Annotated in this window: 16 protein-coding genes; 8 read left to right on the forward strand and 8 right to left on the reverse strand. The window is 61.2% G+C overall.

Features of this window, described 5'->3' with window-relative positions:
- Positions 1 to 15: 15 nt before the first annotated feature.
- From ACR9ZN_RS04375 to ACR9ZN_RS04385, 3 genes are all read right to left on the reverse strand, one after another.
- Positions 16 to 1,014: an ABC transporter permease gene (locus tag ACR9ZN_RS04375; protein ID WP_434960534.1), complete on the reverse strand. Its 999-nt coding sequence runs from the start codon at positions 1,012 to 1,014 to the stop codon at positions 16 to 18.
- Positions 1,014 to 2,555, reverse strand: a complete 1,542-nt coding sequence (locus tag ACR9ZN_RS04380) for a sugar ABC transporter ATP-binding protein (protein WP_481271468.1) — start codon at positions 2,553 to 2,555, stop codon at positions 1,014 to 1,016. Before ACR9ZN_RS04380 ends, ACR9ZN_RS04375 begins: the two co-directional genes overlap by 1 nt.
- Before the next feature lie 193 nt (positions 2,556 to 2,748).
- Positions 2,749 to 3,498 carry an SDR family oxidoreductase gene (locus tag ACR9ZN_RS04385; protein WP_454817561.1) on the reverse strand — a complete coding sequence of 250 codons (750 nt, stop codon included), beginning with the start codon at positions 3,496 to 3,498 and terminating at the stop codon, positions 2,749 to 2,751.
- 50 nt (positions 3,499 to 3,548) lie between these two features.
- Here ACR9ZN_RS04385 and ACR9ZN_RS04390 point away from each other — a divergent pair, with 50 nt between their 5' ends.
- Positions 3,549 to 4,403, forward strand: coding sequence for an IclR family transcriptional regulator (locus ACR9ZN_RS04390; protein WP_481271469.1), 855 nt, complete (start codon positions 3,549 to 3,551; stop codon positions 4,401 to 4,403).
- Between the two features lie 379 nt (positions 4,404 to 4,782).
- On the opposite strand, the gene ACR9ZN_RS04395 is transcribed toward ACR9ZN_RS04390, so the two are convergent.
- The 3 genes from ACR9ZN_RS04395 to ACR9ZN_RS04405 are packed head-to-tail and all read right to left on the reverse strand — an operon-like array spanning position 4,783 to position 8,268.
- Entirely contained in the window at positions 4,783 to 5,730 is a 948-nt protein-coding gene (locus ACR9ZN_RS04395) for a substrate-binding domain-containing protein (RefSeq protein WP_434960531.1), read from the reverse strand.
- A gap of 35 nt (positions 5,731 to 5,765) precedes the next feature.
- Positions 5,766 to 6,779, reverse strand: coding sequence for an ABC transporter permease (locus ACR9ZN_RS04400; protein WP_481271470.1), 1,014 nt, complete (start codon positions 6,777 to 6,779; stop codon positions 5,766 to 5,768).
- Positions 6,772 to 8,268, reverse strand: a complete 1,497-nt coding sequence (locus tag ACR9ZN_RS04405; RefSeq protein WP_481271471.1) for a sugar ABC transporter ATP-binding protein — start codon at positions 8,266 to 8,268, stop codon at positions 6,772 to 6,774. Before ACR9ZN_RS04405 ends, ACR9ZN_RS04400 begins: the two co-directional genes overlap by 8 nt.
- A gap of 432 nt (positions 8,269 to 8,700) precedes the next feature.
- Here ACR9ZN_RS04405 and iolG point away from each other — a divergent pair, with 432 nt between their 5' ends.
- From iolG to ACR9ZN_RS04420, 3 genes are read left to right on the forward strand one after another with little or no spacing between them, the layout of a single operon-like run.
- Complete coding sequence (gene iolG, locus ACR9ZN_RS04410) at positions 8,701 to 9,723, forward strand: inositol 2-dehydrogenase (protein ID WP_481271472.1); 1,023 nt, start codon at positions 8,701 to 8,703, stop codon at positions 9,721 to 9,723.
- Between the two features lie 2 nt (positions 9,724 to 9,725).
- On the forward strand, positions 9,726 to 11,162 hold the full coding sequence (locus ACR9ZN_RS04415; RefSeq protein ID WP_481271473.1) for an NAD-dependent succinate-semialdehyde dehydrogenase: 1,437 nt from the start codon (positions 9,726 to 9,728) through the stop codon (positions 11,160 to 11,162).
- A 10-nt stretch (positions 11,163 to 11,172) separates the two neighbouring features.
- Positions 11,173 to 11,988 (forward strand): HpcH/HpaI aldolase family protein, encoded by an 816-nt coding sequence (locus ACR9ZN_RS04420; protein ID WP_441770557.1) that lies wholly within the window; start codon positions 11,173 to 11,175, stop codon positions 11,986 to 11,988.
- Positions 11,989 to 12,077: 89 nt separating this feature from the next.
- Here ACR9ZN_RS04420 and ACR9ZN_RS04425 read toward each other — a convergent pair whose 3' ends face one another.
- Both ACR9ZN_RS04425 and ACR9ZN_RS04430 read right to left on the reverse strand, forming a co-directional pair.
- Positions 12,078 to 13,079: a Gfo/Idh/MocA family protein gene (locus ACR9ZN_RS04425; RefSeq protein WP_481271474.1), complete on the reverse strand. Its 1,002-nt coding sequence runs from the start codon at positions 13,077 to 13,079 to the stop codon at positions 12,078 to 12,080.
- A 33-nt stretch (positions 13,080 to 13,112) separates the two neighbouring features.
- Positions 13,113 to 14,306 carry a Gfo/Idh/MocA family protein gene (locus ACR9ZN_RS04430; protein WP_481271475.1) on the reverse strand — a complete coding sequence of 398 codons (1,194 nt, stop codon included), beginning with the start codon at positions 14,304 to 14,306 and terminating at the stop codon, positions 13,113 to 13,115.
- Between the two features lie 333 nt (positions 14,307 to 14,639).
- On the opposite strand from ACR9ZN_RS04430, the gene ACR9ZN_RS04435 reads away from it, so the two are divergent.
- The 4 genes from ACR9ZN_RS04435 to ACR9ZN_RS04450 all read left to right on the forward strand — a co-directional run bounded on the left by ACR9ZN_RS04435 (position 14,640) and on the right by ACR9ZN_RS04450 (position 18,553).
- Positions 14,640 to 15,380: an ATP-binding cassette domain-containing protein gene (locus tag ACR9ZN_RS04435; protein ID WP_454817548.1), complete on the forward strand. Its 741-nt coding sequence runs from the start codon at positions 14,640 to 14,642 to the stop codon at positions 15,378 to 15,380.
- 7 nt (positions 15,381 to 15,387) lie between these two features.
- Positions 15,388 to 16,431 carry an ABC transporter permease gene (locus ACR9ZN_RS04440; RefSeq protein ID WP_434960523.1) on the forward strand — a complete coding sequence of 348 codons (1,044 nt, stop codon included), beginning with the start codon at positions 15,388 to 15,390 and terminating at the stop codon, positions 16,429 to 16,431.
- Positions 16,432 to 16,493: 62 nt separating this feature from the next.
- Positions 16,494 to 17,510 (forward strand): substrate-binding domain-containing protein, encoded by a 1,017-nt coding sequence (locus ACR9ZN_RS04445; RefSeq protein ID WP_481271476.1) that lies wholly within the window; start codon positions 16,494 to 16,496, stop codon positions 17,508 to 17,510.
- A gap of 173 nt (positions 17,511 to 17,683) precedes the next feature.
- A complete protein-coding gene (locus ACR9ZN_RS04450) occupies positions 17,684 to 18,553 on the forward strand; it encodes a MurR/RpiR family transcriptional regulator (RefSeq protein WP_434960521.1) in 870 nt (289 codons plus the stop codon).
- Positions 18,554 to 18,597: the final 44 nt, after the last annotated feature.

The raw sequence follows: 18,597 nt of genomic DNA on the forward strand, positions 1-18,597 counted from the left end.
CACGCGCCCGCGCGCCTATTGCCGACGCTGGCGCAGCATGTCGAAGAAAACGGCGAGGATGATGATCGAGCCGGTGGCGACGAACTGCCATTCCTGCGGCACCGACATGATGCGCAAGCCATTGGACAGGACGCTGGTGATCAAGGCTCCGATGAGCGTCCCCAGAATGGTGCCCCGCCCGCCGCTGAGCGAGGTACCACCGATGACGACGGCCGCGATGGCATCGAGTTCGTAGCCCTGGCCGAGTGCCGGCTGGGCCGAGTTGAGACGCGAGGAAAGCAGAATGCCGGCAATGCCGCAGATACCGCCCGCAAGGGCATAGATGGCGATCTTCCAGGCGTCGACATTGACACCCGACAGGCGCACGGCCTCCTCGTTGGATCCCAATGCGAAGGTAAAGCGGCCGAGGATGGTGCGGCCAAGGATGAAGCTAGTGACGATCGCCACTGCGAACAGCACCAGCACGCCATTGGGCAGCGGCAAGCCTGGAACGACATCCCCGACCAGCGAACCCAGCGAGATCTTGCTGTAGCCCGGCGTCGAGTTGAAATAGATCGGCTTGGTTCCCGAAATCAGCAGGGCAGCTCCCTTGAGCACCAGCATCATGCCGAGCGTTGCGATGAAAGGCGGGATCTTCAGCTTGGCGACGAGCGTCCCAGAAAAAATGCCTACCGCCGCGCCTGCCAGGATCGTGCCGATCACGCCCACGGCCAGCGGCATCTGCCCCCATGTGAGGATCACGCCGGCAATGACGGCGCAAAAGGACATCAGCGTGCCGATCGACAGATCGATGCCACCGGTGATGATCACCAGGGTAGCGGCGATGGCCAGCACGCCATTCACCGTGGTCTGCTGCAGGATGGCAACGAAATTCGACGATTGCAGGAAGCTGTCGGGTCGCAATATCCCGAAAACCGCCACGAGCGCGATCAGGCTCGCGAAAGCCAGCAATTTTTGCTGCGCGTCGGCGAAGCGCTTGGAAGTAGGCGCGCCGGCTGCTGTCGTACTGCTCATCAATGTCCTCCCCGATGGTCGCCTTGCGCTATTTCGGCCGCCACGCCGCCATGGCGTTGGGTTGCCAAGCGCATGATTTCTTCCTGCGAGGCGCCTCCCGGCAGCATGCCGGTCAAGCGGCCCTCGCACATCACCGCGATGCGGTGACTCAGCCGAACCACCTCCGGCAATTCGGAGGAGATCACGATGATCGCCTTTCCCTCCGCCGCGAGGGCGTTGAGCAGTTTGTAGATCTCGCTCTTGGCGCCGATATCGATGCCCCGCGTCGGCTCGTCGAAAATGAGGAGGTCGCAGTCACGCAGCAGCCATTTGGCGATGACGACCTTCTGCTGATTGCCGCCTGACAGCAGGCGCACGGTCTGGCGGTCCGACGGCGTCTTGATGGCGAGACTCGCCATGTAGTCCACCGTCACCTGGCGCATCGCCCCTTCCCTGAGCATGCCTCCCGCAGTGATGAAGCGCCTCATGCTGGCAAGGACGACGTTGTTTCGCACGTCCATGCCGAGGGCGAGGCCAAAACGCTTTCGATCTTCCGACAGATAACCGATGCCGGCCCTCACGGCGTCTTGCGGCGTGTGGATGGAGACTTTACGCCCATGCATGAAGATCTCGCCGGCCTCGCGGCGGTCTGCTCCGAAAATAGCACGCGCAACCTCGGTGCGGCCGGCTCCCATCAACCCGGCGAAGCCGAGGATCTCCCCTTTCCTGATCGCGAAGCTGACGTCCCGGATTTCGCGCCCGCGCCGCAGCCCCACCACCTTGAGCACATCCGGCGCGGCGCCGAGGTCGGGGAAAACGGGTGTTTCGTCCTGCAGCGTACGGCCAACCATCATGGAGATGATGGTTTCAAGCGGCGTTGTCGCCGCTGGCACGGTGGCGACATATTCCCCGTCGCGCATCACCGTGACCTTGTCGGCAATTCGCTTGATCTCGTCCATCTTGTGGGAAATGTAGACGATGGCGACACCGTCTGCCTTCAGCCTGGCAATGATGGCGAACAACTCGGCGATCTCGGCATCATTGAGTGCCGCCGTCGGCTCATCCATGATCAGGATGCGCGAATTGAAGGACAGCGCCTTGGCGATTTCCACCATCTGCTGGCGCGCGACCGTCAAGCTGCCGACCGGCGTGCGCGGATCGAGTTGCAGATTCATTTCCGCGAAGATCGTTGCCGCCTGCGCATTTAGCTTGGCTTCGTCCAGCAGCAGGCCGGCTGCCTTGCGCGGCTCGCGACCGATGAAGATGTTCTGGGCGGCGGTCAGGTCATTCATCAGGTTGAGTTCCTGGTGAATGATGCAGATGCCCAGGGTCTGCGCCTGTTTGGGCGAGGTTATGGTGACCGGCCTGCCATCGAGCAGGATCTCGCCCGCATCCGGCGTGTAGATGCCGGAAAGGATCTTCATCAGGGTCGATTTGCCGGCCCCGTTCTCGCCCATCAACGCATGGACCTCGCCGCGCATGAGCTCCAGCCGCGCTTGACGAAGGGCATGCACACCGGGGAACGTCTTCTCAATTGCCGTCATCGAGACGATTGCGTTCATGACCTCCGGTCCATGTGGCTTGCGCAAAAAATGAGAGGCGATACAGCTACGCACGAGTCTACCTGCCGAGGATCGAGATCCCGGCTCCAGTACTTTGGCTTTACTTGCGAGATCGGCTCGAACGAGATCCAAGCCCCGTTGCTGACGGAGACCGATGGGCGCTCGATCCGCCCCTCACCCGCTCACGCTTTCCTCAGATCGTGACGCCGCCATCGACGAGAACGGCTTGACCGGTGACGAAACGCGATTCATCGGAGAGGAGAAAGACGACCATCGGCGCTATGTCGCCGACTGCTGCAAGGCGGCCCATCGGCTGGCGGGCAATGAAGTCCTTTTCGGCCTGAACGGGATCGGCGGCAGTGGCGATACGCTCGCGCAGCGACGGCGTATCGACCGTGCCGGGGCAGAGGGCGTTGCATCGCAGCCGCCGGGACGCATAATCGGCGGCAATACTCTTGGTGAAGCCGATGACGGCAGCTTTCGTCGCCCCATAGACGAAGCGATTTGGGAAACCTTTGATGGATGACGCCATCGAGGCCATGTTGAGAATCGCGGCTGTGCCTGTTTGATTGGCCCGGTCCAGCAGCCCTGGCAGCAAGGCTCTCGTCACCCGATATGCCGACTTTACGTTGAGGTCGAAAGAAAAGTCCCAGTCCTCTTCCTCGCAATCGAGGATGGTTCCGTTGTGGACGAAACCGACACAGTTGAAGATCGCATCGAAAGGGGTCTGGGCCGAAGCAAAGGCGGAGACGGCCGTTCCGTCGCGAACATCGAGAGGCAGTGTTTCGATGCGGCTGTCTTCGGCGGAAAGCGTTCGCAGGCCTTCGATATTGACGTCGGTTGCCACCACCTCGGCGCCTTCGCGGGCACAAGCCAATGCACTGGCTCGGCCAATGCCCTGCGCGGCGGCGGAAATGAAAATACGCTTACCTTCCAAACGCATGGGCCTATCCATCCTCCCTGAGCCTGTGACTTCGACCACAATGCTTCTGCATGATAATCTGCCTGCACGCTTCTTATACGAACAATACGTTCATATGTAAACCGAGAACGATGGCAAAAAGAGAAAAGACGATGGCGACGCCACTCAAGGCCGATATGGAGAGCGAGGATCGCTACCGCGCTCCGGCTCTCGACAAGGGTTTGGATATTCTGGAACTCTTATCCGAGCAGCCCGGCGGGCTCACCCGCGCGGAGATCGTCAAGGCCATGGGCCGCAGTCCCGGCGAAGTCTATCGCATGGTCGAACGGCTCGTGGCGCGCAACTATGTCAGCCGCTCCCTCGAGGGAGACCGCTATGCGCTGACGATGAAGCTATTCTCGCTGGCGCATCGGCATCCGCCGTTGCGGCGGCTTGTCGCCCCCGCCCAGCCGCTGATGGATGCATTCGCTCGCGAAACGCGCCAGTCCTGCCATCTCGTCGTGCAGGAGGCAGATGCGGCTGTCGTCGTCGCACACGCAAGCTGTCCGGGAAATTGGGAGTTCGGACTGCGGATCGGCGCGCCGATCGATCTTGTCGCCACGAGTTCCGGTCAAACGCTCCTTGCTTTTGCGAGCCCGGCCATGATGGAGGACCTCCTTGCTCGATGGGACGATCCCGATAAGCAGAAGTCCTTCCAGGCGATCAAATCTCACCTCGCCGAATACCGGCAGCAAGGCCATCGCATCGGGGACAGCCAGGAGGTTCGGGGCATCGAAGATGTCAGCGTGCCAATTCTGTCGCCGGAGCGCCATGCGGTCGCTGTCTTGACCTGCCCCTTCGTGCATCGTCTGGATTCGGTCGAGGGCGGGATTGACGATGCTCTTCGGCTCTTGAAGGAGGTCGCCGACAAATTATCCTTTTTATAGTCGAGAGACTGGCCAGCACATCGCGCTCGGCCCGGAGGTGGGGCTCGCTGTCGTTGTCGGAAACAGGCCGTAGATCGCCCTCTTCGGCGCTCAATGCCTCAGGCGCGAAATGCTTCGTCAGACAACAGGCAGCGGAGATAAGAAAACGCTCAAATCACCACTCCACGGGGCCGCGTGTGTGATCGGCATGGCTGCCGGTGTGCGCGGCCGCTGTAAGATCTTCCGGATGAACAAGGCAGCCGGGAGGTTGCCTGCCCTTCTCGATGTGGGCGAAGAACGCCCGCTTAAGATTGTACGGATCGCCGAGGGAGCAGGCCGCACGATCGCGTGCGGCCGCCAGACGCTTCAGCTTTCCACCGAACTCGCCCCCAGTTCTGGATCAATAAGGCGCATCCGGAAAGTAATATTCCGCGGCGTTGTCTTTGGTGATGAGCGGACTGGACAGAACATAGCGGCCGCTGATCGGTGCCTGAGTCGCATATTTCATCGTGACCAGTTCGATGGCGGGGATGATCAGGGTCGGCGGATAGAAAATATCGGCATCGACCATGTCGTGCCCATCCATGACGAGCTTGATCACCTTGTTCATGCCGGAACCTCCCAGTACTGCGACGTTTTTTCGGCCCGACTGCTTGATGGCCTCGATGGCGCCGAGAGCGGCGTCGTCATCGCCTGTCCAGACACCGTCGATCTCGGGGAAGCGCTGCAGATAGTCCTGCATCACTTCAAAGCCCTTGTCGGGATTCCAATTGGCGTATTGCATGTCGAGGACCTTGATGTTGGTCCCCTTCAACGCTTCGTTGAAGGCCTCGATCCGAATGTTGTCGATAGCGGTGGGAATGCCGCGCATGACGACGATCTTGCCGCCATTCGGAAACTTCTTCTTGAAGTACTCGGCAGCCGTGCGCCCATAAGAGGGATTGTCGCCCCCGACATAGACGTCCTCGATCCCTTCCTGGGACAGACCTCGGTCGACCGTTGCGATGAAGACCCCTTTGGCCTTCGCTGCCTTGACCGGTTCGGTGAGCGGGTCGGACTCAAAAGGCAGGATCACCAGGGCCTTGATGCCACGGGCGAGCATGTCCTCGACGTCGTTGACCTGCTGTGTCGCGCTCGATGACGTGGTGAGGACGAAGTCAACGTCTGGAAAGGCCGCTTTCATGCGCTCGATCGTGCGCTTGGTGTGATAGTTGAGCCCCCCAGTCCAGCCATGGGTGGCCGCGGGGATAGAGATACCGATCGTGGTTTCGGCGGCCGCCGCTGGCGCTGTCCATCCCGCCAGGAGCATGGCTCCCGCTGCCACGACCGATTTCAATCTGCCGAACATAGTTTCCTCCCTCTTTGATTGGTGTTCTGACGCCGTCAACCCTGTGAGCGATCGCGTTGGAGCAAGACGGCGATGATGATGATGGCGCCCTGGAAAGCCCCGTTCAGATAGGGGCTGACCAGACCGCTCAAATTGAGGATGTTGCTGATGAAGCCGAGGATCAGAACGCCGGCCACGGTTCCCCAGATGCGGCCAAATCCACCGCTCAGACGGGTCCCGCCGATGATGACGGCCGCAATCGCCTCCAGTTCCCACATCAGGCCCGTAGACGGCGTGGTCGTGCCGAGGCGCGGGATGTAGATCGCCGTTGCAACCGCGACGGTCAGTCCCTGCACGACATAGGTCAGTATGCGAACCCGATCCACGGGAATGGCCGAGTAGACCGCGACTGAACGGCTGGAGCCGATGGCCGCAACGTGCCGGCCGAAGCGCGTGCGCCGAAGTACGACTTCGCCGACGATTGCCATCAGGGCGAACACGATGATCGGCACGGAAATGCCGGCGATCTCGCCGTAGTAGATCGGGCGCGACGCCGTCCGCAGCGAGAAATCCAGCGCTATCGAGCCGCCATCCGACAGCCAGGTCAGGATGGAGCGAAAAATACCCATGGCGCCCAGGGTCACGATGAAGGCTTCGACACGTCCCTTCACGATCATGACGCCGTTGAGCAATCCGGCGCAGCCCCCCAGGAAGAGCGCGCAGGCAATGCCGGCCGCCACCAGGCCCCAATCGCTCCCGAGCCATGGCAGCCCGTGATTCATGAACATGATCGTCAAGCCGGCCACGAGGCCGGAAAGGGAGCCCACCGACAAATCGAGACCGCCGGCGGTGATCACGAATGTCGCTCCTATCGCGATGATGCCGATCAAGGCACTGCGCGTCAGCACATTCGATAGATTCTCGGCCCCGAGAAAACTGCCGCTCATGGAGGCGCCCACGATCAGGAGGAGCGCGAGGGCCAGCAATGGTCCCGCCGCTTCCAGCAGGCGCCGAGGCGACCAAACGAGCGCGCCGGAACCCGAGGCGCTGGCCTTTGCGATATCAGACATTGACTGCTTCCTCCCCAAGTCCCATCGCCAGACGGATGATCTCGTTTTCCTTGACGTCAGCCCCGGCCAGTTCGCCCGCAATGGCGCCCCCGCGCATCACGAGAACCCGATCGGCCAATCCGACGATTTCCTGCATTTCGGAAGAGATGACGACGACGGCTTTACCGGCGTCCGCCAGGTCGGCGATGATCTGGTAGATCTGCTGCTTGGCGCCGATATCGACGCCGCGCGTCGGCTCATCGAACACGATCAGATCGGGATCGGTGGCGAGTGTCTTCGCAATCAGGACCTTTTGCTGATTGCCGCCGCTCAGAGAGCCCGCGGCGATGTTCAAGCTGCCGGCGCGGATGTCGTAGACCCGCACCGCGTCGACGAGATCTTGCTTTTCCGCTCTGAAATCGATCCAGGCTCCGCCATCGATCGCTCCTTTGGTAAGGGCGATGTTCTCTTCCAGTTTCTTGCCGAGCAGCAGCCCCTTGCCTTTTCGATCTTCGGTCAGATAGGCCAGTCTCATGCGCCATGCCTGGCGTGCAGACGGCAGTCTCGAAGGCCTTCCACGGATCTCCAGTGAGCGGCAACTGGCGGAGCGCAGACCCAGAAGGGCTTCGAAGAGCTCGGTTCGTCCGGATCCGATGAGGCCGGATATGCCGAGGATCTCGCCTCGGCGCACCTCGAACGTCGCGTTTCGCACAAGCGTCTTGTCCGAAAGCGCTTCCACCCGCAGGAAGATCTCGACCGTCTTTCGATCGGCCTTCCTCGGATAGATCTCCGCGAGCGGACGGCCGACCATCGCCTCGGCCATTTCCTCTTCAGAGATGCGCTCCGCCGTTTCGATCCGGGCGATCTGCCCGTCGCGCAACACGGCTACCTTGTCGGCGATCTGCTTGACCTCATCGAGGCGATGCGAGGTGAAAATCACCGAACCACCGGAGCTTCGGAATTTGCGAAGCCTGGCAAACAGCTGTGCTGCCTCATCGGCGGACAACACCGCCGTCGGTTCGTCCATGAGTATCAGCCTGGGATCGCGGGCGAAGGCCTTGGCGAGTTCGATCATCTGCCAGGCGGATACCGGCAATTCGCTGAGCCGCGCCCGAGGTGACACCGCCGAGCCGAGTTCGGCCAGGATTGCGGCGGCGGATATCCTCATCGCCTTCACATCGGTAAACAGGCCCCGTGTCAGTTCCCGCCCGAGGAAGATATTCTCCGCAACGGTCAGATGCGGCGCCAGGCAGAACTCCTGATGCACCATCACGATCCCGGCCTGCTCGGCTTCGATGAGCGTTCCAGGCGCCGGACTATCCTTGAACTTAAGAGAACCGGCGCTTGGCGCGGTCAGCCCCGCAACAATGCGCATCAGGGTGGATTTGCCGGCACCGTTTTCTCCGACCAGCGCGAGAACCTCACCGGGCGCGACGGTAAGTGTGATGTCCTTCAACACCTGGACATCGCCATAGGACTTGGCGACCTCCTCCAATCTCAGGAGTGACATTTTCGCTGGTTCCCGCCCTCGGAAATACTTAATGTTTTAATTTATATTTTATCTCTATGAAGCTGTTTTATATTGAAAACCCAGGTAAATCAGAGGGAGCGATCTTCCTGGACCCGCGGCATGCCTCCAGCGCATATGCCTTTTCCCGACCAGTCATCACGTCCTCCCTCAGGCACTTGCGCAAAGAAAATTGCAAACAACAAAAAATGTCAATAAACATTTCTCCATTGGGCGACATTTCGAGAGCCGACCGTGGCGCAGGCCGACGATGGGACCTATGCCGGGCCGCCACGAACCGGGAGTTCGGCTGTCCGGCGCCTGACGGGGCGGCGCGAAAACGGTCATCCCAAAACTGTGATGGACGTTCCTCCAAAAACTCCGCATCAGTCGTTGACAATATGAGATTTTTGCAATGATCATTGCTAAGAAAAGATGGGAGGAACTTCCGTGCTCAGAATCGCTGTGTTGGGTTGCGGGCGCATCGGGCGGATGCATGCTGCGAATATAGCAGCGCACCCTCGGGCAAGGCTTGCAGGTGTCTTCGACGTTTCGAGGGAGGCGGCCATGGAGGTGGGGGCAAGGGAAGCCACCACCGTTTTTGAAACCGACGAAGACGTATTCGCCTCCGAGGGCGTCGATGCGGTGCTCATTGCGAGCTCCACGAGCACGCATGCAGACTATATCGAGAAGGCTGTGGCGGTTGGCAAACCCATCCTGTGCGAGAAGCCGATCGACCTCAGCCTGGAAAGAGTGGATCGCTGCGCCAGGATCATCGGCAAGTCGTCCCTGCCTATCATGCTTGGTTTCGTCAGGCGCTTCGATCCCACGCACAGGGCTACGCGCGCCGCCATCGTGAACGGTGACATCGGCGACCTGCACCAGATCGTCATCACCTCCCGAGACCCGGCAATGGCTCCAGCTGCCTATATGGAGGTTTCGGGCGGCATTTTTCGCGACATGACGATCCATGATTTCGACATGGCCCGCTTCCTGCTGGGGGAGGAACCCGAAACAGTGAGTGCCGTCGGAAGCCGCCTTGTGAACCCGCCGCTGATGGAACGCTGCAATGACTGGGATACCGTATCGGTAGTTCTCACCACGGCATCCGGGAAGCAATGTGTCATCCTGAACTCGCGGCAGGCTGTTTATGGCTACGACCAGCGGGTCGAAGTGTTCGGCAACAAGGGCATGGCGGTCTCGGAGAACCGGAGAACGCATGATTCCGTGCGCTTCGCCGGGGAGTTCACATCCCGTGGAGCGCCATACCTCAATTTCTTCGTCGAGCGATATGCCGAGGCCTTCAACGCCGAGATCGGTGCATTCGTCGACGCCGTCGAAAATGGCACGGCGCCGGAGGTTGGTTTTGAGGACGGCCGGCGAGCCCTCGTTCTGGCGGAAGCGGCCGGCAGATCCATCCAGGAGGGACGGCCGGTAGAGACAAGCGAGGTTATTTGAGCATGTACCAGGATTTCGGCCTTTTCATCGACGGCCAATGGCGCGAGGCAGCGGACAAGGCCCGCGCACCGGTCATCAGCCCGGTACATGAACGCGTATTGGGCGAGGTACCCGTCGCCGCACGCTCCGATACGCACGACGCCCTTGAAGGTGCGGCAAGGGGGTTCACACTGTGGAAGTCCAAACCGGCATTCGAACGCGCGGATGCCCTGCATCGCATTGCGGATGAGATGCTTCGCCGCAAGGACGAAGCCACCCGCATGATTTCGAGTGAAACCGGCAAGCCTCTGGTACAGGCCGAACGTGAATGGATCCTGGCCACCGACCAGTTCCGCTGGTACGCCGAGGAAGCACGCCGCATCTATGGCCGCGTCATCGAAAGCCGGGTGCCGGCGGGGCGTTTCGAAGTCCTGCATGAGCCCGTCGGTATCGCTGCCGCCTTCACGGCCTGGAACTTTCCCGCGGCACTGGTGGCCCGCAAGGTTGCGCCAGCCCTCGCTGCCGGCTGTTCGATCATCGTTCGCCCTTCGAGCCAGACGCCGGGAACGGCCATGGTCATGGTCGATTGCACCAAGGCGGCCGGCATTCCGGCCGGCGTCATCAGCCTTGTCGTCGGACCGACCAGCGCGACCTATGATCCCATCATGGCCTCCGCGGGGGTGCGCAAGGTCTCGCTGACCGGCTCGACGCGCGTCGGACAGCAGATGATCAAGGATGCCGCCGAGACGGTGAAGAAGGTCTCGATGGAACTCGGCGGCAACGCGCCTCTCATCATCTATGACGATGCCGACCTCGAATTGGCGCTCAACGTTTCGGTACCGACCAAATATGCCAATGCCGGGCAAGTCTGCGTGACGCCCGATCGCTTCTTCGTTCACGAAAGCCTGCATGACGCCTTCGTGGAAGGGTTCGTTGCCCGGACCCGGGCCCTCAGGCTCGGAGATGGCCTCGACAGCGCAACGCAGATGGGACCTCTCATCAACGCCAAGCGCCGTGACGAGATCGAATCCATCGTCGCCGAGGCCGAAAAAGCCGGGGCAAGGCTGGCCACCGGTGGACGAGCCCCCCCTGCCTTCAATGCAGGCTTTTTCTTCGAGCCGACGGTGCTCACCCATGTCGAGGACGGCATGCGCGTGTTCGCCGAGGAGAATTTCGGACCGATCGCCGCCATAACGTCCTTCTCGACGGATGATGACGTCATCGCCCGGGCCAATGCCAGCGATATGGGGCTATCCGCCTATGCCTTCACGAGCAGCCCCAAGCGAGCCCGGCGCACCGTCGCGGAGCTGAAGTCCGGCATGGTCGGCATCAACAGCTTCGCGCTCGCGGCTGCCGAGGCTCCTTTCGGCGGCACCAAATATTCGGGAATGGGCCGAGAGGGAGGCTTCGAGGGCATTTCCGACTATCTCGACACCAAGCTGGCGCAGATCGTGTTTTGAGGAGGCACTCGTGATCAAGAACAAGCTGAAGCAGGCCTGGGCCGAGGGACGTCCCACGATCAACGGATGGCTCTCGATCGGCAACCCGTTCACCGCGGAGATCATGGCCGCACAGGGTTATGACAGTGTCACGGTCGACGTGCAGCATGGTGCCCTCGACTATTCCATGCTGCTGCCGATGTTCCAGGCCGTGCGCGCTTCCGGCGTCGTTCCAATGGCACGGGTGCCCTGGCTCGAACCCGGCATCATCATGAAGGCGCTGGATGCCGGCGCCTATGGCATCATCTGCCCGATGGTGAACACGGCCAGGCAGGCCGCCGAGTTCGTCAGCTATATGCGCTATCCCCCCCTTGGCCAGCGCAGCTTCGGGCCGACGCGCGCCAATTTTTCGGCAGGGGCAAACTATGCCGCCGAAGCCAATGACGAGATCCTCGCCTTCGCAATGGTCGAGACCGCCGAAGCCATGTCAAACCTGGAGGCGATCGCTGCCACACCCGGGCTGGACGGCATCTATGTCGGGCCGGCCGACCTGACCTTCAGCCTGCATCAGGGACGCCTGGCTCCGGCATTCGACCGCGAGGAGCCGGAGATGATCGAGGCGCTGCAGACGATCGTCGCGGCGTGCAGGAAATCGGGCAAGATCGCCGCCCTGCACTGCGGCACGCCCGACTATGCGACGCGCGCCATCGCATGGGGCTTCGACATGACGACCGTATCGGGCGATTCACGATTGCTCGCGGCAGCCGCCCAGGCCAGCGTCGCGCGTTTTAGGGAGCTCAACGGAAAGGCTTCGGCCGCACCGTCGACGGTGAAATCGGCTTATTGACCTCTCGCCGGAGGGCCGCATCGCCGGATTACAGATCCAGCCGTGCGGCATTTGCGCAGGAGATCTTGCCTCGTCGAACGCGAGCCGGATCAGCCATAGAGCTTTGGAACAGGCACGGCGGAGATTTGCTCCCGCAGGCCCGACTTCAGCGATCGCAGCCCTGCCTCGGCCACGCGGGTGGCGGCATAGCCGTCCCAGGCACTCGCACCGTTGGGCTTGCCCGTCCTGATGCCTTCGATCCATCCCTGCGCCTGCAGGCGATAGGCATCCTGGAAGCGCGGACGCCAATCGAGGGGGTAGGCGGTCCCCTGCAACAAAGCGTGGTTGACGACACCATGAACCGGCCGTTGCAGCTCGACCGTGCCCTTTTCGCATACGAGTTCGCCCCTGACATCGTAGCCATAGGCCGCGTCGTTGAAGATCTCGATCGTCACCAGACTGCCACCGGCACTGTCCAGCACCAGGAAAACGGGCGCTCCCGGCGATTGGCCTGAGATGTTGGCGGGCCTGAATATGGAGATCGCCGTCAATTCGCCGGGGAGCAGCCAACGGGCAATATCGAATTCGTGCACGGCCGAATTGGCTATCGCCATGCCACCGTCGAACCAGGGCGGTGCGGCGACATTGCGATGAACGCAGTGAAACATCAGCGGCTTGCCGAGTTGGCCTGCCGCGAGGTGGTTCTTCATCGCCACATAGGATGGATCGTAGCGTCGCATATAGCCGACTTGTATGAAACGCCGGCCCGCCGCGAGTTCGGCCTCGATCAGTTCGAGGCATTCCGGCGAAGTCGGGGCAAGGGGTTTCTCGCACAGTACCGGCTTGCGGGCCGCCACGCAGGCGAGCGTCAGCTCCTTATGGGTGGCATCCGGAGAGGCGATCAGGACGGCATCCACCTGCGGATCGTCAATGAGACGCCTGGGATCGCCGGCCACATCGGCAGCGCCGACTTCGTCAGCGATCTGCCGCGCCCGCTCTTGATTGGCATCGTAAATGCTATGGATGGCCGCTCCTGCAACTTGCGAAGCGATCGTGCGCGCATGATCGGCGCCCATCACGCCGACGCCGACAATCCCCAACCTGACAGTCATGCCTTCCCTCCCGATAGTGACCCCGGCCGACTTCTACGCCGGCCCGCACGGCGTCCAAGCGCCGCCATTTTCATGAGACTCCACCGCGGCATGGATGAAGCGCACCCCGCGAGCACCATCCTGTGCAGTGGGAAATTCCAGCATTGCCTCAGGCAACGAACGCTTGGCGGCTCTCGCCTCGATTGCCACCGCAAATTCGGTGTAGAGATTGGCCCAGGCATTGCTGAGCGCCTCGCCATGTCCGCTCGGCAGCGTGGACATCTTCTGAATGGAAGGGAGCATAGCCCCCTCCTTGCCCCGGACGATCATCTCGTCTGGCTGTCCGAGATAGCTGACCCGCAGATATTCCGGTTTTTCCTGGTCCCATTCGATGCCGCCCCGATCGCCATAGACCCGGATACGCAGAGCGCAGTAATTGCCGGGGGCGACCTGCGTGACCAGAAGCGTGCCGGGCGCCCCGCCAGCCAAGCGCACATTGATGAAGGCCGTGTCCTCCAGCCCGCGCTCCGGGCCGCAAACATGCAGATCGACCTTCAAGGCGACGATCTCTTCGCCCGTGACATAGCCAGCCAGATGAAAGGCATGCGTGCCGATGTCGCTGATCGCAGACGCCTTTCCAACCCTGGCGGGATCCTGCCTCCACGAGACCTGGCCGCCGTCTGGTTTCTTTTCCAGGCAGGACCATTCCTGGAAATACTCGACATGGACCTGGCGGATCCGCCCTATCCTGCCCTCCAGGATCATGTGCCGCGCCTGCCTCACCATGGCATGGAAGGCAAAGGCATAGGTCACGCCGAAGACGAGCCCGGTGTCTTTCTGGAGAGCGACAAGGGCCTGGGCGTCTTCGAGAGAGGTCGTCAGGGGTTTGTCGCAGATGACATTGATGCCCGCCTGCAGGAATGTGCGCGCGATCTCATAATGGGTGTGATTGGGCGTGCAGATCGCAACTGCATCTACGGGATCGGCACGAGCCGCCTCGCGCTCGGCCATGGCGTGATAGTCGTCATAGATGCGATCCTCGGCCAGGAACCAATCGCGACCCGATAGCCTCGCCTTTGCAGGATCGGTCGACAGGGCGCCCGCAACGATATCCCATCGATTGGAAAGACGAGCGCCCGCAGCATGCCAGGCGCCCACCTGGCCACCCCGCCCGCCTCCGACAAATCCCAGTCTCAAGCGGCGATCCGGCGGGGGATAGGTCCCGATCCGAAATTGCTCGGCTTTCATGCCTTCTCCTCCCAGGAGCGGGTCATTTGACGGGGTGACCGCAGTTTTCCGCATAAATCAACGATTATTGCCAAAAATAAAAATAGTCAATTATTGTTTCAAATCGCCGCGCCGGCATCACACCCGCAATAAGTGTTGCAATTTTAAAAATCATGAAATAGAAATTGCAAAGCAAATCAACTGGCCATCCCGAGGCCATCCTCGGCTTCGGCAGAACCATTCGCGGTGAGACTATCGATCCAGGCAGCGGTCGATATCGGCGCCTCCCCAGTGGCAACCTGCGGTTGATGTGTCATGATTAGACAAACAAGAAAATAAACCCGGGAGCGAGGAATGACACTGCTGCAGCTGAAGTCAGTCTCGAAAAGCTTCGGCGCCATCAAAGCACTGACGGACGTCGAATTGACGATTGGCAGAGCTGAGATCGTAGGCTTGATGGGTGACAACGGTGCCGGCAAGTCCACCTTGGTGAAATTGATCGCCGGCAACTTCCCGCCCACCTCTGGCGAAATCGTCCTGGATGATGAGATCGTGCATTTTCATAAGCCCGTCGAAGCTCGGGCCAAGGGCATCGAAGTCGTCTACCAGGACCTGGCGCTGTGCAACAACCTCTCGGCGGCGGCCAACGTCTTCCTCGGCCGGGAGATCAAGAAACGAGTGGGTCCTTTCCGCTGGCTTGATCATGGTGCGATGATCAAGAAGGCCGGTGAACTCTTCGGTGAGCTGAAGTCCGAAACCCGGCCGCGCGACCTCGTCCGCCAAATGTCGGGCGGGCAGCGCCAGGCCGTCGCCATCGCACGCACCAGGCTGTCCCAGGCTAAGATCGTGCTGATGGACGAGCCGACCGCGGCGATCAGCGTCAGGCAGGTTGCCGAAGTGCTGGGGCTGATCCACCGCCTGCGCGACGCTGGGATCAGCGTCGTACTGATCTCGCATCGAATGCCTGATGTCTTCGAGGTCTGCGATCGGGTGATCGTGATGCGACGCGGCCACAAGGTGGCCGACAAGCTCATCGCCGCAACCTCGCCGGAGGAAGTTACGGGTCTCATTACTGGCGCAATCCATACGGCGTGAGGTCGCGATGACGGACACTTCTTCCAACCGCCCGAAGCAGGCCAATACGCCTGCACCAGCTAATGTCTCCATCGAGTCCGTCCTGACGGTCAAGGAGAAGTCGCTGTGGCAGACGATGCTGTCGAGCCAGGCCTTCTGGGTCACAATCGCGCTGATCGTCATTTGCGCCATCATGTCCATCCGCGAGCCGCGCTTCGCCACGGAAGACAATTTCTACAACATAACCCGCAACTTCGCCTTCATCGGCATCATGGCGCTCGGCGCCACCATGGTCATTATCACCGGTGGCATCGACCTTTCGGTCGGCTCGATCATGGGCCTTGTCGCAGTCGCCTGCGGACTCACGCTGGAAGCAGGTTATCCCTGGTACGCGGCGGTGATTGCAGGCCTCGCGGCGGGTGGCGTCGCCGGCGCCATTAATGGCGGCCTCATCGCCTATCTGGGACTATCACCCTTCGTGGTGACCCTGGGCATGCTGTCGGCGGCACGCTCCGTGGCCGTGGTGCTTTCCGGCAACAAGATGCTCTACAATTTCGGTCCCGGCGGCCCGGCTTTCAAGTCGATCGGCGCTGGTGCGATCTTGGGTATCGCCAACCCGGTCTGGGTGCTCGTTGTCCTGACCCTGACCATGTTCGTGGTGATGCGCATGACGACATGGGGCCGGCATCTGCTCGCCGTCGGTGGCAATGAGCATGCGGCCAACCTCACCGGGGTACCGGTCAAGCGCATCAAATTGCAGGCTTATACCATTTCCGGGCTCAGCGGCGCCATCGCGTCGATCCTGAGCGTGGGTTGGGCAGGCTCGGCGATCAACTCCCTGGGTACGGGCTACGAGCTGCGCGCCATCGCCTCGACCGTGATCGGCGGCGCGAACCTGATGGGCGGTGAAGGTGGAGCACTCGGTGCATTCATCGGTTCTGCCCTTCTCGAAGTCATCCGCAATTCCCTTCTCATGGCCGGCGTCGACTCCAATTGGCAGGGCGTCTTCGTCGGTAGCTTCCTGGTTCTCGCGGTGCTGCTCGAGCGGATCCGCGGCAAACGACGCGAATGACCGGCCAAAGCCGGCGTCGTGTGAAACGCCCGAAACGGCGAACAACCCATCTGGAGGAAACGATGTTGAGATATCTGCTGACCACGGCGGCGATTGCCGTCGGTCTTGCCGCCACGGCCGGTGGCTCCTACGCCGCCGACAAGCTTACCTTCGCGCTGGTTCCCAAGAACACCAACAATCCCTTCTTCGACCAAGCCATGGCTGGCTGCAAGAAGGCGGAAAAGGAACTCAACGGGGCCATCGAATGCCTCTATGTCGGCCCTGGCGAGCATGGCGGCGGCGACGAACAGGCGCAGATGGTGCAGGACCTCATCACCAAGGGCGTCGACGGCATTGCGGTTTCCGTAGCCAACGCCCCGGCCATCGCGGCGGCGCTGCAGGGTGCCGCTGGCGCAAAAATTCCGGTCCTGACCTGGGATTCCGATCTCCTGCCCGACGCCAAGGGCGAACGCGCCGCCTATGTCGGAACGCATAATTACGAGATTGGCGTGAACCTCGCCAAGATCGCCATGAAGATCAAGCCGAAAGGCGGCAAGATCTGCATCCAGTCCGGCGGCGCAGCTGCCGCCAATCACAATGAGCGCATGCAGGGCATTCGCGATACGCTTGCGGGCAAGGAAAGCGCCCAGGCCCCCGGCGATCGGCTGGCTGGTCAAAATGGCTGGACCGAAGTCGACGGCTGCCCGCTCTATACCGATGACGATTTCCCCAAATCGGTGCAGCAGCTTGAAGATACTCTCGGCAAGTATCCCGATCTCGACGCCTTCATCCCGACAGGCGGCTTCCCGCAATTCCTGCCGGATGCCTACCGGCAAGTCGCGACCAAATACAAGGCCAAGATCGCCTCCCGCGCTCTCGCCCTCGTGGTTGCCGATACGCTGCCTGTGCAGATCGACCTGCTCAAGGAAGGTCTGGCCTCCGGCAATGTGGGTCAGCGTCCTTTCGAGATGGGCTACAAGGCCATGTACTACCTGAAGGACATCAAGGACGGCAAGGCAGCGCCTAAGGACCCGAGCTATACCGGTCTCGACATCTGCACGCCGGACAATGTCGCCACCTGTATCGGCGGTGGCAATTGACGAAACGAGAACGCTCTGCGCAGCCGAGCGATCCCGCTTGACCTCCCGGGTCTCGTTTCGGGCCCATGGCGGCATGTCGCGCGACTAACGTTGCGCGGCATGCCTATGCTAGAAGCGCCATTTGTACATGGCACGCTTGAGAGCCGCGGACGTATTGGAAAGAGGGAATATTCATGGGCGCCGACAGTGTCCCGCAAGACTACGAGGACCTCATTCGGATCATCCACGACAAATATGACGGGATGAGCAAGGCCTATCAGAATATAGCGGTGTATCTGACCCAAAACCCCAATGATGTGGCGGTCATGTCGCTCAACGCCATTGCAGAAACCTGTGGTATCCACGCATCCAGCTTTGTACGCTTCGCCCAGATGCTGGGATACAAGGGTTTCAAGGAAGTACAGGCGGTCTTTCAGCGACGCCTATCGACCGCAGCTCCCGGTTTCCAGGCTAGAATCAAGGCCCTGGAGACCGAGCTGAGCGACCGCGAGAATGTCGGCGGCTGGGGATTCCTGCACGACCTGGTGCTACGGGACATCGACGCACTCCAGGAATTGTTGAACTTGACCTCCGGGGAGACCATCGAAAAGGCCGTGGACCTGATGGAAAAGGCAGACACCATCTATCTGGTGGGCCAGCTCCGCTCAGCGCCGATCGTCGATCTCACCCGCTACATTCTGACGATGCTGGGAAAACGCACGGTTCTCCTGGACGCAAGCGGCGGTCTTTCTACGCATATCGCCGGCACCATGCGGCCCACGGACCTGCTCTTTGCCGTTTCATTCCGCTTTTACGCAACCGAGGTCGTCAACATCGTCGAGCAGGCTGCAGCCAAGGGCCTGCCGATCCTGGCGATAACGGATTCGACCCTTTCGCCACTTGCCAAGAGTGCAACGGTTCTCTTCTCCGTGCCCGAGCATCAGTATACGTTCTCAAGATCCCTGGCCGCACCGATGTGCCTGGCTCAATCCCTTACGGCAGCTCTGGCCGCTCGGCTGCAGAAGGCTCCCGTGCCGCGCATCCCGATCGTCACGCAGCCCTGAAGAGCTCGTCGCCTCCACAGGATACATGCGTTCAGGACGCATGC

The sequence above is a fragment of the Labrys sp. HAY1-8F genome (assembly GCF_056754975.1).

Bases quoted from the DNA above. Each gene is read 5' to 3' on its own strand.
- ACR9ZN_RS04375 (WP_434960534.1), bottom strand. From the start codon at position 1,014: ATGAGCAGTACGACAGCAGCCGGCGCGCCTACTTCCAAGCGCTTCGCC.
- ACR9ZN_RS04380 (WP_481271468.1), bottom strand. From the start codon at position 2,555: ATGAACGCAATCGTCTCGATGACGGCAATTGAGAAGACGTTCCCCGGT.
- ACR9ZN_RS04385 (WP_454817561.1), bottom strand. From the start codon at position 3,498: ATGCGTTTGGAAGGTAAGCGTATTTTCATTTCCGCCGCCGCGCAGGGC.
- ACR9ZN_RS04390 (WP_481271469.1), top strand. From the start codon at position 3,549: ATGATAATCTGCCTGCACGCTTCTTATACGAACAATACGTTCATATGT.
- ACR9ZN_RS04395 (WP_434960531.1), bottom strand. From the start codon at position 5,730: ATGTTCGGCAGATTGAAATCGGTCGTGGCAGCGGGAGCCATGCTCCTG.
- ACR9ZN_RS04400 (WP_481271470.1), bottom strand. From the start codon at position 6,779: ATGTCTGATATCGCAAAGGCCAGCGCCTCGGGTTCCGGCGCGCTCGTT.
- ACR9ZN_RS04405 (WP_481271471.1), bottom strand. From the start codon at position 8,268: ATGTCACTCCTGAGATTGGAGGAGGTCGCCAAGTCCTATGGCGATGTC.
- iolG (WP_481271472.1), top strand. From the start codon at position 8,701: ATGGGAGGAACTTCCGTGCTCAGAATCGCTGTGTTGGGTTGCGGGCGC.
- ACR9ZN_RS04415 (WP_481271473.1), top strand. From the start codon at position 9,726: ATGTACCAGGATTTCGGCCTTTTCATCGACGGCCAATGGCGCGAGGCA.
- ACR9ZN_RS04425 (WP_481271474.1), bottom strand. From the start codon at position 13,079: ATGACTGTCAGGTTGGGGATTGTCGGCGTCGGCGTGATGGGCGCCGAT.
- ACR9ZN_RS04430 (WP_481271475.1), bottom strand. From the start codon at position 14,306: ATGAAAGCCGAGCAATTTCGGATCGGGACCTATCCCCCGCCGGATCGC.
- ACR9ZN_RS04435 (WP_454817548.1), top strand. From the start codon at position 14,640: ATGACACTGCTGCAGCTGAAGTCAGTCTCGAAAAGCTTCGGCGCCATC.
- ACR9ZN_RS04440 (WP_434960523.1), top strand. From the start codon at position 15,388: ATGACGGACACTTCTTCCAACCGCCCGAAGCAGGCCAATACGCCTGCA.
- ACR9ZN_RS04445 (WP_481271476.1), top strand. From the start codon at position 16,494: ATGTTGAGATATCTGCTGACCACGGCGGCGATTGCCGTCGGTCTTGCC.
- ACR9ZN_RS04450 (WP_434960521.1), top strand. From the start codon at position 17,684: ATGGGCGCCGACAGTGTCCCGCAAGACTACGAGGACCTCATTCGGATC.